Origin of the sequence: Brevundimonas sp. A19_0, from assembly GCF_017744255.1 — a bacterium.
Taxonomy (GTDB): domain Bacteria; phylum Pseudomonadota; class Alphaproteobacteria; order Caulobacterales; family Caulobacteraceae; genus Brevundimonas.
In genome coordinates, this window is sequence record NZ_JAGHQP010000001.1 from 213,957 (window position 1) to 229,142 (window position 15,186).

At 66.0% G+C, this 15,186-nt stretch carries 13 protein-coding genes; 5 read left to right on the forward strand and 8 right to left on the reverse strand.

The genetic code is table 11. From position 1 onward, the window contains the following. From J7346_RS01065 to J7346_RS01085, 5 genes are read left to right on the forward strand one after another with little or no spacing between them, the layout of a single operon-like run. Positions 1–1,149, forward strand: coding sequence for a hypothetical protein (locus tag J7346_RS01065; protein ID WP_209116889.1), 1,149 nt, complete (start codon positions 1–3; stop codon positions 1,147–1,149). Then, positions 1,133–2,059 (forward strand): class I SAM-dependent methyltransferase, encoded by a 927-nt coding sequence (locus tag J7346_RS01070; protein ID WP_209116891.1) that lies wholly within the window; start codon positions 1,133–1,135, stop codon positions 2,057–2,059. The genes J7346_RS01065 and J7346_RS01070 overlap by 17 nt, the downstream gene beginning before the upstream one ends. Positions 2,060–2,072: 13 nt before the next feature. Next, the gene (locus tag J7346_RS01075; protein WP_209116893.1) at positions 2,073–2,321 is read left to right on the forward strand and encodes an acyl carrier protein; all 249 of its coding nucleotides are present in this window, start codon (positions 2,073–2,075) and stop codon (positions 2,319–2,321) included. A 2-nt stretch (positions 2,322–2,323) separates the two neighbouring features. Further along, entirely contained in the window at positions 2,324–2,749 is a 426-nt protein-coding gene (locus J7346_RS01080) for a MaoC/PaaZ C-terminal domain-containing protein (protein WP_209116895.1), read from the forward strand. Beyond that, positions 2,746–4,692, forward strand: a complete 1,947-nt coding sequence (locus tag J7346_RS01085; RefSeq protein WP_209116897.1) for an HAD-IIIC family phosphatase — start codon at positions 2,746–2,748, stop codon at positions 4,690–4,692. Before J7346_RS01080 ends, J7346_RS01085 begins: the two co-directional genes overlap by 4 nt. Here the strand turns inward: J7346_RS01085 and J7346_RS01090 are convergent. The 8 genes from J7346_RS01090 to J7346_RS01125 all read right to left on the reverse strand — a co-directional run bounded on the left by J7346_RS01090 (position 4,663) and on the right by J7346_RS01125 (position 15,184). Then, positions 4,663–6,621: an acyltransferase family protein gene (locus tag J7346_RS01090; RefSeq protein ID WP_209116899.1), complete on the reverse strand. Its 1,959-nt coding sequence runs from the start codon at positions 6,619–6,621 to the stop codon at positions 4,663–4,665. The two genes, J7346_RS01085 and J7346_RS01090, sit on opposite strands and share 30 nt — an antisense overlap. A 9-nt stretch (positions 6,622–6,630) precedes the next feature. Continuing rightward, positions 6,631–7,908: a Vi polysaccharide biosynthesis UDP-N-acetylglucosamine C-6 dehydrogenase TviB gene (tviB, locus tag J7346_RS01095; protein WP_209116901.1), complete on the reverse strand. Its 1,278-nt coding sequence runs from the start codon at positions 7,906–7,908 to the stop codon at positions 6,631–6,633. A gap of 24 nt (positions 7,909–7,932) precedes the next feature. Next, complete coding sequence (gene wecB / locus J7346_RS01100) at positions 7,933–9,060, reverse strand: UDP-N-acetylglucosamine 2-epimerase (non-hydrolyzing) (RefSeq protein WP_209116903.1); 1,128 nt, start codon at positions 9,058–9,060, stop codon at positions 7,933–7,935. Then, complete coding sequence (locus tag J7346_RS01105; protein ID WP_209116905.1) at positions 9,057–10,163, reverse strand: NAD-dependent epimerase/dehydratase family protein; 1,107 nt, start codon at positions 10,161–10,163, stop codon at positions 9,057–9,059. Before J7346_RS01105 ends, wecB begins: the two co-directional genes overlap by 4 nt. A 1-nt stretch (position 10,164) precedes the next feature. Next, positions 10,165–11,199, reverse strand: a complete 1,035-nt coding sequence (locus J7346_RS01110) for a polysaccharide biosynthesis protein (RefSeq protein WP_348521431.1) — start codon at positions 11,197–11,199, stop codon at positions 10,165–10,167. Between the two features lie 81 nt (positions 11,200–11,280). Then, a complete protein-coding gene (locus J7346_RS01115; RefSeq protein ID WP_209116906.1) occupies positions 11,281–12,498 on the reverse strand; it encodes a glycosyltransferase in 1,218 nt (405 codons plus the stop codon). Next, positions 12,495–14,012: an oligosaccharide flippase family protein gene (locus tag J7346_RS01120; RefSeq protein WP_209116908.1), complete on the reverse strand. Its 1,518-nt coding sequence runs from the start codon at positions 14,010–14,012 to the stop codon at positions 12,495–12,497. Before J7346_RS01120 ends, J7346_RS01115 begins: the two co-directional genes overlap by 4 nt. After that, entirely contained in the window at positions 14,009–15,184 is a 1,176-nt protein-coding gene (locus J7346_RS01125; RefSeq protein ID WP_348521432.1) for a glycosyltransferase, read from the reverse strand. Before J7346_RS01125 ends, J7346_RS01120 begins: the two co-directional genes overlap by 4 nt. Positions 15,185–15,186: the final 2 nt, after the last annotated feature.

The following is a 15,186-nucleotide window of genomic DNA, read 5'->3' on the forward strand; positions in this document are numbered from 1 at the left end:
ATGCGTTCCCCCAAATCCCGTCATTCCCGCGGCTGGCTGGGACCGGTCACAACCGTTTTCCTCGTCATCATGGCGGGCTACTGGGCCGCGGCGGCCTTCGTGATCGGCGTCGATCCGCTGGACATCTACCCCTGGGGCAAGCCGGTGACGCGGGGCGCGGGCTCCACTGCCGAAGCGCACGAGGACCTGCTGGCCGCAATCGTCAGGGATCCGTCGGTTGATCTGCTGCTGGTCGGTGGCTCGACCACCGCCGGCTATACGGAAGGTCAGCTTCGGGACTGGATGCCGGGCCTGACCCGAAACCCCGCCAACCTCAGCTACTATTCGCCGAGGACGGGGGACCAGGAGATGCTGCTGGACCTGATCGAGAAACACTCGTACGCCCGGCACATCATCATCACCTATCACATCTCCTATACCGAGCCGCGCGGCGGCATGCGATCCGGCTTTCCCGTCCACCTGCTGGACGACGACTGGCTGAACGACCTGCAGCTGGTCAGTCCCCACTCCGTTTCCCTGGCCGGCGATGTACTGGCGGGTCGCCCCCCCTACGGAGACTCGCCCGTGCAGCGGTCCGAGGACCAGCGGCGCGAGGACAAGTACCGCGACTTCCAGACCGCCGCCGCCATGGACGATCTGGCCGGTCGTCTTGAGCGGGGGCAGCCGACCCTGACCGGTCCTGCCCCCCGCTCCTGCAGCGCCTATCCGGCGGTAACGGATGTGCTGGTCCCCTTTGCCCGCCGGATGGCGCGACGGGGTGTCCGCGTCGACATCATGATGCCCGCCTACTCCGTGGCCATGTATGGCAACTGGGCCACAATGCCGGACGTCCTGGGCCGGTATCCGGCGAATTTCATGGAGCGCGACCTGGCCGCGAGGCGCTGCGTGGTCACCCTGCTGGACGACACGCCCGGCGTGAAAGTCGTGGCTTTTGAAAATGAAGAGTGGATTACGGGGGACATGGGCCGCTACCGTGATCCCGTTCACCTTCACGATCCGGAGGCCGCAGGCTTCATGTTCCAGAACCTCGACAATCCGGCGTTCCGCCTCACGCGCACAAACGTCGATCCCTATCTGGCGACGCTGCGCGACCGGGCGCTCTCCTACAAACCCTTCAACTCGGTGCTTGGCTATGGCGATGATCGTTGATTCCGGGCTTGCGGGCCTCTCCACACTGATCGACACCCAGCTCCGGGTGTTTCCGGCACATGCGGCCTATCTGGAGAAGCGGTTTGCCGGCGACAGTGCCGAGGAAATGGCTCTTGCCGACGATATCGCGGCGCGCATCTGTCAGATCGCGGGCGACGATCTGGAGACCTACTGCCGCGACTACGCCTGGCTCAGCGAGATCGTGCTCGAGGAGGAGCTGTTCTTCCGCCGCAACGGTCGCTACCGGCTGACGACCTTCCAGGAGGCGTACGATCAGGTCTACTCCCAGCGTGAATATATGTCGCGCTATATGAACGGCCTGCTGATGTCCCAGGTCTGGTGGCGCAACCACACCGCCGTCATGGGCTTCTACCGCGACGCCTTCCTGGGTGGGTTCAAGCGCGACTTCTCCCACCTGGAAGTGGGGCCGGGCCACGGCCTGCTGCTGGGCATGGCCACCCGTACGCCGCACTGCGTCAAGGCCGAGGGCTGGGACATCAGCGAGGCCAGCCTGGCCAACACCCAGGACTCGCTTCGCCAGATCGGCGCCGACATCAGCCGCATCGATCTGAAGCGCGTCGACATCTTTGATGCGCCCGATGTGGCGTTCGATGCCGTGGTGTTTTCGGAAGTGCTGGAACACCTGGAACAGCCGCTGGAGGCCGTCCGCGCCCTGTACCAGCGGGTGCGCCCCGGCGGTCGCATCTTCATCAATGCGCCCGTCAACTCGCCGGCCCCCGACCACCTCTATCTGTTCTCCAATCCCGAGCAGGTCGTGGACATGGTTCAGGAAGGCGGCTTCGAGATCGAGCAGACCCTGTTCGCGCCCTGCACGGGCGCGACCCTGGACCGCGCCCGTCGTCTGGGCCTGACAATTTCCGTCGCCGTGATCGGCACCAAACCGGAATAATGGAGAAGTGACCATGAGTGGCTCCGAAGCCGATATCCTCGCGAAGATCGAACCCCTGATGCGGGACCTGTTCGACGAGTACGACGGCCCCATCGGCCCGCAGACCTCCGCCGCCGACATCGAGCAGTGGGACAGCCTCGCCAATGTCCAGTTCATCGTCATGGTCGAGCAGACCTTCGGCGTGCGCTTCTCGACGTCCGAGATCGAGAAGCTCCGCAATCTGGGCGAAATGGCCCAGGTGATCGCGGCCAAGCAGGCCTGATCATGCTCCCTGCGGTCGGCGAGACAGCGAAGCACCAGTTCGTGATCGACGCTGCGGCAATGGAGGCCTTCCGGACCTATACCGGTGACGACAGCCTTGTTCACACGGACGCGGCGTTCGCCCGCTCCCGCGGCTTCGACGATGTGATCGTCTATGGCGGACTGATGCTGGCGCATCTGTCGTCCGTGCTCGGACGCCTGCTGCCCGGTCGCTACGGCACGTCACTGAAGTGGAGCATCAACTACCGGCGCCCGCTCTATGTGGGCGAGACGGCCGAGCTTTCGTGCGAGGTGACCCACGTCTCGCCGGCTGTCGGCGTCATGGAGATGTCCTTCCGTATCGTCTCCGGGGGTCGCGTGATCGCGACCGGTTCCACCCAGAGCATTCTGCCGGCGGACACCCCCTACGAGGGATCGCAGGGCGAATGACGGCCGATCAACTGATGCCCTGGCTACCCCGGCCAGACGACACCTGGCCGGATCAGTTTGCGCGCCTGCAGGCGATGGTGGACGCGGCCCTGTCGGGCGGCGAGGCGGACGCGCGGATCGGCGATCTGGTGCGGCAGGTGGCGGGGATAGAGCCGTCGCCCCGCGAGCAGATGCGTCTCGGCCGGCTGGCCCGCAAGCTGCGACAGCTGCCGCCGCAGGCCCTGCCGCTTCGCCCGGTCCGTATTGGACTGGCGGGGTCGGCCAATGTGTCATTCCTGGCCGGGGCCCTGCCCGGAGCGGGTCTGGCACGCGGCCTGTGCATCGAGGCCGCCGAGGCCCCCTATGGCTCCCTTCAGCCGCTGGCGCATGGGGGCGGCAGGGGCTTTTTCCCCGACGGCCTGGACGCGCTTGTCGTCCTCGCGGACGAGGCCGCCGTGGGCGCCCCTGTCTCCCTGACGGATCAGGACGGTGCCGATGCCGCCGTCAGGGCTTTCGAGACCCTGCTGGGCGCCCTGGCCGATACCATGGCCGAGACCCACGGGGCCGCCCTGGTCGTCGCGACCCAGCCGGAAGCCGCCGGCAGCGTCTCGTCCGCCGACTGGACCCTGCCCGGATCGAAACTCCGGCTCAGACGCCGCCTCAATGAGGTCATCGCGGAGGGCGCAGCGGCCCGGCGGTGGCTGCTGTGGGACATGGCCGAACTGGCGGCTCGGGTCGGCCTGAACCGCTGGCTCGACCCGGTCGGCTATCATCATGCCAAGGCGCCCTTCCGGGTGGACCTGTCGCACATGGCGGGGGACCACCTGTCTGCTGTGCTGGCGGCGAAGTTCGGCGTGGCTCCCCGGGGGCTGGTTCTCGACCTCGACAATACGCTGTGGGGGGGCGTCATCGGCGACGACGGCGTGGCGGGCATCCGCATCGGGTCCGGCTCCAGCGAGGGCGAGGCCTATGCCCAGTTCCAGAAATTCCTGCTGGGCCTGCGCGAACGCGGACTGGTCCTGACGGCCTCATCGAAGAACGATGACGCGGTGGCCCGCGAGCCGTTCCGGACCCACCCCGACATGGTCCTTAAGGAGGAGCATTTCGCCGTGCTCCAGGCGAACTGGAACGACAAGGCGACCAACATCGCCACCATCGCCAGCAACCTCACCCTCGGAACCGGCAGTTTCGTCTTCGTGGACGACAACCCCGCCGAACGCGCCCGCGTCCGTCAGGAACTGCCCGCCGTCCATGTGCCGGAGATCGGCGACGACCCGGCCGACTATACGCCGCGTCTGGTGGCCAGCCGCCTGTTCGAACACCTGCCCCTGACCGACGAGGACCTGAAGCGCGCAGACGCCTATGGGGCCCAGGCACAACGGCTGGAGCTGTCCGAGAAGCTGGGCAACTACGACAGCTACCTCGAATCCCTCGACATGACACTGGCCGTTTCGGCCTTTGATGACGTCGGCCTGCCGCGCATCGCGCAGCTGATCAACAAGTCCAACCAGTTCAACCTGACCACGCGCCGGTACTCGGAAGCGGATGTCCGGAAAATGGCGGACGACGGCACACTGACGTTCCAGGCGCGCCTGTCGGACCGTTTCAGCGACCATGGCATGATCGCGGTGATCATCGCCCGCTTGCAGGAGAGCGTGGACGGCGGGGGGACCGATCTGCGGATCGACACCTGGCTTCAGTCCTGCCGGGTGCTGGAGCGCGGAGTCGAGGCGGCCCTGATGAACGTCGTGATGGACGAGGCTGTCCGGTTGGGCGTGCGGACCGTCATCGGCGAATATGTCCGGACCGCGCGAAACGGCATGGTCGCCGACTTCTATCCGAAACTCGGGTTTGAGCGACTGGAAGAGACGGATACGGGCGCGCTGTTCGTGGCCGAGCCGGGCACCTGGCCGCGGCAGGAGCACAAGATCGCGCTAGCCGGCGGGCAGGATCCGGCCGGCTGACGGTTCAGCCCCCTCTCCCTGGCGGGCGAGGGTCTCCCTGAAGCCGAGGCGGTCGATGACATGCCGGGCGCCTTCGCGGGTCATGTGGCCGTTGTCGACGTAGAGGATGGTGTCGCCCTCGCGGGTCTGGCAGCGCTCTGCGTCGCACAGCACATCAGCCGGATAGACGATCTGCACGCCCGTTTGCTGACCCACCTCGGCCAGCATGTCCCACACGCCGAGGTTCTCGGTCTTCGCGACGGCGCGGGAAATGTCACAGCCCTGCTGCCCCAGGATCGGGCGCCCCTCGGCCAGCCGCTCATTGCAGCGCCCTGCGTCAAACGGCGCCCGCGGCGGCGGGGCGAGAATGATCGGCGTCTTGCCGGCCGCGATCAGCCGCTCCAGCGCCTGCACCAGGCCGCGCAGACCCGCGTCGCTGAACGGCTGAACCTCCCCATCGACGTAGAGTCGCTGGTCACCCTCGACCAGGACCTGGGCGAACGGCGAGCTGATCAGGACATAACGGACCGACGGCATGTTCTCGATGGCGTCCAGAACGGTGGCGTTGAAGCCCACGCATTCTCTCGACCAGCTGGCGGTGTAGCGGTCCGAGGTATGGGCGACGCCCTGGAGCGGCGCACAGGCGCTCTTCGTCATCTGGACGAGGGGTATGCCTTCCAGCCCGGCCACCCAGTGCATGGCATAGCTGTCGCCCCAGACGGCGACGCGGGGTTCGTCCGAGGTGCGACAGGCGGGCAGGTCAATCCACTGGCCGGTCCGTTGGTCGCAGCTCGGGTCGAGGCCGATATTGGGCTTGAGCACCTCGGCCACGGGGCTGGTCACACCCAGGGACGGCACCGCCAGGGCGACGATGGCCGCGGATGCAGCGCCGATGCCCCACGCCGGGCTGACGCGAAAGCCCGACCAGTCTCCCCGGAAGGTCTGCTCCACGAACCGGTACTGCAGCCAAGCCAGACCGGTCGCGAGCAGGGCCAGCCCGACCATGACGGCCATCGGCGGGTGCTGACCCCAGGCGACATAGGCAAAGGAGAACAGCGGCCAATGGATGAGGTAGAGGCTGTACGACCAGTCGCCCACCACCTTGACCGGCTGAAGGGGCGTCTTCGGCAGCCATCCGTCGCGACCGAGCAGGATCACGCCCGTCGCCACCACCACGATCACGGCGTCCCAGCGCGGATGGACGGGGTCGAAGCCGATGGCGCAGGTGGCGATGATGGCGGCGAGCGCGGCCAATTTGAGCCAGCCGGGAACGGTCAGGTCAGGGCGGCGGATCATTACCCAGGCACAGACCGCCCCGAACAACAGCTCCCAGGCCCGGGGCGGGAGCATGAAGAAGGCCATCTTCTGTGCGCCCTTGGCGCTGAAGGGCAGCCATGACGGGCCGGTCATGAGCACGAAGCACAGGGCGAAGCTGAGGATCAGCCCCGTAACCAGCAGCCACGGTCGGGCGCGCAGCGGCGTCAGCCACAGCAGGAAGGGCGCGACGAAATAGAACTGTTCCTCAAGCGACAGGGACCAGATGTGCAGCAGGGGCTTGGTCTCGGCGGCACCTTCGAAATAGCCGGTCTGGGTCGCCAGAACGAAGTTGGCCACGAACGCGAGGGAGCCGAGAAGCTGTTCGGCGAAGTCGGCCATCTGCGATCGCGTGAGGAACACCATGGCCAGCAGGGCGGTGGCGCCGAGCGTCGTCAGACTGGCCGGCAGCAGACGCTTGGCCCGGCGGACATAGAAGGCCCTGAAGCTGAAATCCCCGCGCTCCAGCCCGCGCAGGATGATGCCCGTGATCAGGAAGCCGGACAGCACGAAGAACACGTCGACACCCAGAAAACCGGCATCGAACGCGGCAGGGAAGGCGTGGAACAGCACCACGGCCAGCACAGCCACGCCCCGCATGACCTGAATGTCGAACCGATCCTCACGCCCGCCCATGCTCGCCCCCTAAAGACGCGCGTCGGTGTCGGCGGCGTCGAACAGATACTTCAGGTCGTAGAGGACGTGGTCGGGCTTGCCCAGCTTGCGGAAGGCGGCGGCGCCCTGCTTGCGGAAATCATCATGGGCGACCGCCAGGATGATGCCGTCGTAGGCGCCGGCCTGCGGCGCGCCGATGACGTCAAAGCCGTATTCGTGGCGGACCTCTTCCGCGGCGACCCATGGATCGAACACGTCGACCTCAAGGCCCCAGTCGATGAGCGACTGACGCACATCGACCACGCGGGTGTTGCGTACGTCGGGGCAGTTCTCCTTGAACGTCAGCCCCATGATCAGCACGCGCGCGCCCTTCGCATGGATCTTCCGGTCGATCAGCGCCTTGACCATCTGGTCGGCGACATACTGGCCCATGCCGTCATTCACGCGCCGCCCCGACAGGATGATCTGCGGGTGGTGGCCGACCGCCTCGGCCTTGTGCGTCAGATAGTAGGGGTCGACGCCGATGCAGTGCCCCCCCACCAGACCGGGCCGGAAGTTCAGGAAGTTCCACTTGGTGCCGGCCGCCTTGAGCACCGCCTCGGTGTCGATGCCCATGCGGTTGAAGATGATGGCCAGCTCATTGATCAGGGCGACGTTCAGGTCGCGCTGGGTGTTCTCGATCACCTTGGCGGCCTCGGCCACACGGATGCTGGAGGCCTTGTGCGTGCCAGCGGTGATGATGCTGGAATAGAGCGCATCGACATAGTCGGCGACCTCGGGGGTCGAGCCGGAGGTGACCTTCATGATCTCGGGAAGCCGGTGTTGCTTGTCGCCCGGGTTGATCCGCTCGGGGCTGTAGCCGGCGAAGAAGTCGGCGTTGAACGTCAGGCCAGAGGTGGCTTCGAGCACCGGCACGCAGTCTTCCTCGGTCGCCCCCGGATAGACGGTCGATTCATAGATGACGATATCGCCGCGCTTCAGCACCCGGCCGATGGTCTCGGACGCCTTTTTGAGCAGGGTGATATCGGGCTGTTTGCTCTCGGTGATCGGCGTCGGGACCGTGACGATATAGACGTTGCAGTCGGCCAGGGCCGCCGGGTCCGACGCATAGGTCAGATGGGTGGCCTGACCCAGTTCCGCGGGCTCGACCTCCAGCGTGCTGTCGTGACCGGACTCCAGCTCGGCGATGCGGGCCGCGTTGATATCGAAGCCGACGACCGGAAAGCGCTTTCCGAACTCGACCGCCAGCGGCAGGCCGACATAGCCCAGGCCGATGATGGCGATGCGGGTGGTGTCGAGGGTGATCATGGGAAGTCCGGACCGGAGAGGAATCTATTTGCGCCAGACGACGCGGTTCACGAAGTCGGTGTAGCTGACGATGATCCGCACCACCTTTTCCGAGACGTTGTCGACGTCATAGTCGCGCACAACATGCAGCAGGCGCTCGTCGCCGCGCGGCTGGCTTTCGAGGATTTCGAGCCCCTGGAAGACGCGCTCGGGGTTCATGCCGACCATCATGACGGCGCCCTCCTCCATGCCCTCGGGACGCTCGTGGGTCTCGCGGATGTTGAGCGCCGGGAAGTTCAGGATCGAGGACTCCTCGGTGATGGTGCCGCTGTCGGACAGGACGGCCCGGGCCTTCATCTGCAGCTGCACATAGTCGAGGAAGCCGAACGGCTTCATCTGCATGACGCGATCATCCAGCTTCGCACCAGAGGCCTCGATCTTCTTGCGGGTGCGCGGGTGGGTCGACAGCACGACCGGCTTGTCGAACCGCTCGGCCAGACCGTTCAGGATCTGGATCAGGCCGTTGAACTGGACATCGGATTCGATGTTCTCCTCGCGGTGCGCGCTGACGAGGAAATAGTCGTGCGGCTTGAGGCCCAGCGTCGGCAGCGGATCGGCGGCGTCGATGCCCGGGCGATAGTGGCTGAGCACCTCATACATGGGGCTGCCGGTGCGGATGACCCGCTGCGGGTCCAGCCCCTCGGCCAGCAGATATTCGCGGGCGATCTCGCTGTAGGTCAGGTTGATGTCCGACACATGGTCGACGATGCGGCGGTTGATCTCTTCGGGCACGCGCATGTCGAAACAGCGGTTGCCGGCCTCCATGTGGAAGGTCGGGATCTTGAGGCGTTTCGCGGCGATCACCGCCAGACAGCTGTTGGTGTCGCCCAGCACCAGCATGGCGTCGGGTTTCGTCTCGGCCAGAATGCGGCTGGAGGCGGCGATGACATTGCCGATGGTCTCGGCCGCCGTGGCGCCCGCGGCCTCGAGGAAGTGATCCGGCTTGCGAAGGCCGAGGTCCTCGAAGAAGACGCCATTCAGCTCATAGTCGTAGTTCTGGCCCGTGTGGACGATCACATGGTCGCAGTGACGGTCCAGCGCCGCCATGACCCGCGACAGGCGGATCAGCTCGGGCCGGGTCCCGACGATGGTGACAACCTTGAGCTTTTTCATCCGGTCAGTCCGTTGGCGATGGTGTCGGGGCGGGCCCGGTCGAAGATCTCATTGGCCCACAGCATGACGATCATTTCCTCATCGCCGACATTGGTGATGTCATGGGCCCAGCCGGGAATGGTCTCGACCACCATGGGCTGGCCGCCCTCGGTCTCGACGGCATAGGTCTCGCCCGTTTCCATGTGACGGAAGCGGAAGCGGGCATGCCCCTTCAGCACCAGGAATTTCTCGGTCTTGGTGTGGTGGTAGTGGCCGCCGCGGGTGATGCCGGGATGGGCGGTGAAATAGGAGAATTGGCCCGACTGTTCCGTCTTGAGCATTTCGACGAACACGCCGCGCGGATCGCCGTGCTGGACCAGCGGATAGGCGAAGTCCTCGACCGGCAGGGCGCTGACATAGGTGGCATAGAGGGCGCGGGTCAGGCCGACGCCGACCGGCCCGGCGGTGTGGGTGTCGCGGATGGCGCGGAAGGCGCGGATCTGGTCGGCAACCTCGCCCACCGTGGTGCGATAGACCACCGGCACCTCGGCGAAACCGTCGATGGCTTCGGACGCCTTCAGCCAGCCGAGGAAGGCCTCGATCACATCGTCCACATAGACCAGCGTCAGCGGTGCCGATGGATCATTGACCGTGATCGGAAGATCGCGGGCGATGTTGTGGCAGAAGGTGGCGATGGCCGAGTTGTAGTTGGGCCGCGCCCATTTCCCGAAAACGTTTGGCAGGCGGTAGATGGCGACGGGCGCCCCGGTCGCCTGGCCATAGGCCCGCAGATGATCCTCGGCCGCCCGTTTGGACGCGCCATAGGGATTGTCCGCCTCCGCCTGGGTCGAGGACGAATAGATCACCGGAATGGCCCGGTCCCCGAGCGCTTCGACGAGCGCCGCCGTCTGGTCGGCATTGCCGGTCGCGAATTCGGCCGGGTCCTCGGGACGATTGACGCCCGCGAGGTGCACGATGGCATCCGCCTGGGCAAGAGCCGCACGCAACTGTTCGGGGGTGGTCTCGCGCGTGACCGCGAGCGTCTCCATGCCCTCGATCTCGGACAGGCGCAGGCGCAGGTTGCGCCCGATGAAGCCGTTTGCGCCGGTGACCACGACCTTCATGTCAGACACCCCCCTCGATCGGGCCGCCGTCCAGTACGGTGCGCATGAAGTCGAGCTGCAGCAGCAGCTCCTTCATGCCCTCGACGTCCAGCCGGGTGGTGTTCTCGGAGGTGTAGTCCTCGGCGTTCGACAGGCGGGCCTCGCCCTCCTCGACATAGGCGCCGTAGTTGAGGTCGCGCATATCGGCCGGCACGCGGTAGTATTCGCCGATCTCCTCGGCATGGACCATTTCCTCACGCGAGAGCAGGGTCTCGTGCTTCTTCTCGCCGTGGCGGGTGCCCATGACATGGATCGGGTGGTCCGGCTTGCCCATCAGTTCGACCAGCGCCTGGGCCAGCACGGTCAAGGTCGCGGCCGGGGCCTTCTGCACCAGGATGTCGCCGTTCTGGCCCTTGTCATAGCCGAACAGCACCAGATCGACGGCGTGATCCAGGGTCATCATGAAGCGGGTCATGTCGGGGTCGGTGACGGTGACCGGCTGACCCGCGGCGATCTGGCGGACGAACAGCGGAATGACCGAACCGCGCGAGGCCATGACATTGCCGTAGCGCGTCGCGCACAGCGTCATTCTTTCCGGATCCAGCGTGCGCGAGCGGGCCACCAGCACCTTTTCCATCATCGCCTTGGAGATGCCCATGGCATTGACGGGGTGACAGGCCTTGTCGGTGGACAGGCCGATCATGCGCCGCACGCCGGCCTCGGCCGCCGCATCGATGACATTGGCCGTGCCGATGACATTGGTCTTGACCGCTTCCATCGGGAAGAATTCGCAGGACGGCACCTGCTTGAGTGCCGCCGCGTGGAACACATAGTCGACGCCGACCATGGCGGTCCGCAGGCTGTCCTTGTCGCGCACGTCGCCCAGGAAGAATTTCAGCTTCTCCTGGCCGTACTGCTTGCGCATGTCGTCCTGCTTCTTCTCGTCGCGACTGAAGATGCGGATCTCGCGCACATTCGTCTCGAGGAAGCGCCTCAGCACGGCGTTCCCGAAGGAGCCGGTGCCGCCGGTGATCATCAGGCAAACGTCGTCAAGCACAGGAATCAGCCTTCCTCGAATTGCAGGGCGGGCCGGGGGGATCGGACCGTCGACAGGACGAAGTCGCCCTTACGCATGTCGTCATGTCCCCGTCCTCTTCGTGGAGGCGTCCTTAGCACAGGTCACCGACCCGACCAGACGCCGCAACCCGTCAGTGTGCCGCCGATAGTCGAATCCCGTCTCAGCCGTGTGACGGGCTGCCGCCCGCATGGCCGCCTGCTGGGGTCCGGTCAGGGTCAGGGCGCGTTCAAGCACCCGCGCCACGGTCTCGGGCGATGCGTCGTCACAGATAAGCCCGTTCCGTCCGTCGACCAGATGATCCGCCAGGTCGCTGGTGAGGGTGGCGATGACCGGGGTTCCTACGGCCAGGCTCTCCACGAACTTGGTCGGAAAGCCGGCCGTGGCCACCTTGTCCGGACGCCGCAGGAGGACCGAGAAATCCGCGGCGGCCACGCCGGCCATGGCCTCCCGTTGCGGAACGGAGCCATGGGCCGTGACCGACGTCGGCAGGTCTGGCACGCCATAGACATCCAGATCCCGGGGGCCAGGCCCGTAGATGTCGAGCCGCAGGCGTTCGCCCGCCGGGTCGACCGCAGTGACGGCCCTCAGCAAGACGCCCAGAAGGTCCTTTCGGCCCGGGCTTCCCGCGTAGACCAGGCCCAGCCGCTCCCCGTCTCCCCCCTGCCCGACCGGCGTGGCATCCACATCGAGGGTCGGCGGGACCCGCACGACGGGCAGGCCCGTGCGCACATAATAGTCTTCCAGCCAGCGGCTGATGGCGATCGCCCCGTCGAGCCGGGGGATCAGAAACCGCATCGCGATTTCCGTCTGCCAGAGATAAGGCGAGGCGGCGAACCCGATCGGCGAGGCGGCCGTGTACCATTCCACCGCATCGAAGATCAGCGGGACTCCTGCCCGGCGGCACCAGTCCCGCAGTTGCAGGATATAGGGGGTGTAGCCGCTGTAGAGGATCACTGCGGACGGCCGGCCCGGCAGACGATCCAGCCACTCCCGGGATTTCGACCCCATGGTGACATAGCGGGCGAGGCGAAGAAGGTTCGGCAGATGTTCGGCGTTCCGCTCGGACGTCGAGGCCAGATAGACGCCGTCCGCGATCCTCCGGATGGAGTCATCCGCTGCCTGCTGGCCCGACAGCACCAGCACCTGGTAGCCGGCCTTCGCCAGACTCTGGGCATTGCCGAGGATGCGGCGGGCGGCGGCCCCGCCCTCCGGAAAGGAAAACGGCCCGACATAGACGACGAAGGGCTGCCCGGGATCAAAGGCACGGGGTTCGGTCATGCCCATCTCGCCGCCAGACCCGGCACCAGCTTGCCCAGAATGCGCCGCACCAGTCCTCGCTCGTAGGTGTTCATGCCGAACATCAGCATGAGGATCGCATAGACCATGCTGTACAGGACGACACAGAGGATGAGGCCTTGCCATCCGCCCATGAGCCAGTGGTTGAGCGCCAGGCCGACCGGAATGCAGGCGCAGAGGACGGGCGCCAGCCCCCGCCCCAGACCCATGAAGTAGTGGCCCATGTCGAGGCCCACGCGCAGCTGCAGAAGGAACGCCACCGCCACATAGCCGGCGGCGAGACCGATCGCCGTACTGGCGGCCGCTCCGACCACCCCCCACTGGTTGAGCAGCAGGACGGTGAGGGGAATATTCAGGGTGGCGATTGCGAGAATCATCAGCGACCGGTGCCAGTAGAGTCCCTTGACCTGCAGCAGGATGTTGCGGGCATTGCCGATCAGTTCGAACGTGTACGGAATAAGCACGATCAGCAGAATGGTATAGGCCAGCCCGTAGTCAGGGCCGAGCCAGAGCTGGATGAACCGGGCCCCGAACAGACCGAGGCCGGAAATCACCAGGAGCAGGAACAGGGCCTGGAGCCGTGACACCCGGATCAGCAGAGTGTTGAGCGCCGCCGGATCAGCGCCGGAGTCGGCCTGACGAATGATTTCCGGCGTCATGACCCGGGAAATCGCGGTGCCAAAGCTCATCAGATGTTTGTTGAAGGTCGTGCCGATCGCATAGATGGCCACAGGTGCCGCCCCCAGCACGGCGCCGATGATCAGATTGTCCAGCTTCCAGTAAATCTGCTCGACCAGCAGGGAGACGAAGATCGGGGCCGCATAGAAGGCCACCGGCCTGAGACGCCCCCAGCCCGGCCAGGCCCATCCAACCGCGATTTTCAGGACAAGGACGACGAACAGAAGACGTGCAGCGACCTGGAAAGCCAGGGCGCCCGACATCACCGCGACGACCATCAGGGCGCCGTAGCCCTGCCACAACAGGATGACCGTCAGTCCGGTCGAGGCGAGGGCGGTGAATATCTCCAGCGTCCGCAGGAACACGAAGCGCTCCATGGCCGAAATGAGCGCGCCGAGGGGATTGAAAGCGACCATGACGGCAGCGCCGGCGCCGACCACCAGGACCATGTCCCGGAGCAGGTCAATCTGTGGGGCGGTCAGGCTGGCACCGAAAAGGTGGGGCACCAGACCATGAATGGCAGCGGTCGCCAGGCACACCAGCAGGCCGAGCCCGGCGTAGAAGCCGAGCATCTCCCTGAGGAACTGCCGTCTTTCATCGGGTGCCTTCTCGTGACGGACGAAGAAGCGCAGCACCCCGTCGTTCATCCCGAAATCGATCATGTAGAAATAGGCCGCCAGCGCCCCGACGATGCTGAACAGGCCGTAGCCGTCCTGACCGAGGGCCCCGACCAGGATCGGCGTGTAGACAAGCGTGGTGGCGATCCGCACCGCGACCTGGGTGTAGGACAGGATGGCGGCGTTCAGGCGACGGCTCATGCGGCGTCCCCCAGAAGCAGGGCCTCAAGCCGGTCCAGCTTGGCTGCGTCGTCCAGCAGGGCCGGGGGCAGCCAGTCATTGGTCAGACGGGCCCTCAGCGCGGGATCGGACAGGATGCGATCCAGGCCGTCGAACAGGGCATCCTCGTCGTTGGCGACGATCAGCCCGTTCCTGCCATCGACCAGCTGTTCCTCAATGCCCGATACAGTGACGGCCACCACCGGACGTCCGGCGACCTTGCCCTCGTTAACCATGCCGCACAGGCCCTCGAACCAGGAGGCCAGCACCACCACGTCAGCCGCGGCATAGGCGGGGAAGGGGTTGTCCAGTCGCCCCAGCAGGATGACGGTATCCTGGAGATTGCGATCACGGATGGCGGCCTCGAACAGCGCGCGGTCCGGCCCCTCACCCGCCACATACCACCGGAAATCATGACCCGCGTCGACCAGTCGTCTCGCAACCCGGGTCAGTCGCACCAGCGCCTTGGACGTCTCCGACAACCGGCAGACGGTCAGAAGCCGGACCGGACCGGCCGGGTCGACCGGAAAGGGCGCGGCGTCCTCGGTCATCCGGCGCCGCATGGTCTCGGGGTCGAGGATGTTGTGGATCACATGGGCCTTCGGAGCGGTCGCCGGCACCGCCTCGACCAGGGATTTGCGGGCCACTTCGGAAACACAGACATAGGCGTCGATCCGGGGTTCGGCCTCCGCGATGGCTCTGGCGACCCAACCGTCCGGATCGACACGACTGAGGTCGTTGCGGATGAAATGCAGGCGACGTCTCGCCCTGACCCTGCGGCGCAGAAAGGCCGTCGAGGTTCCGTGCAGCAAGGTCCCGGCCGCATCATACCGGCGCGCCAGAAAGGCGAGCGCCCGAAGCTCCCCGACCATCACCGTGGCCAGATAGGCGACAAGGTCCGGCAGCGCCTTGAGCCGCGCGGCGACGCCGGAGGCCTGATGGAATTTCGCGCCCCGGGCCCGGGGGCGAAGGGCAACCAGCCGGATGCGCGGGTCCAGCCGCGCTTCAAGATTGCCGCCACCGGTGGTGACCACCAGCGTCACCTCCCAGCCACGATCCAGGAGCGCCTTCATCAGGCGCAGGGACGACATCTCTGCCCCGCCCATATTCAGGACAGGATAGTGGAAAAGGACCCGGCGGCCGGACGAACCCATGG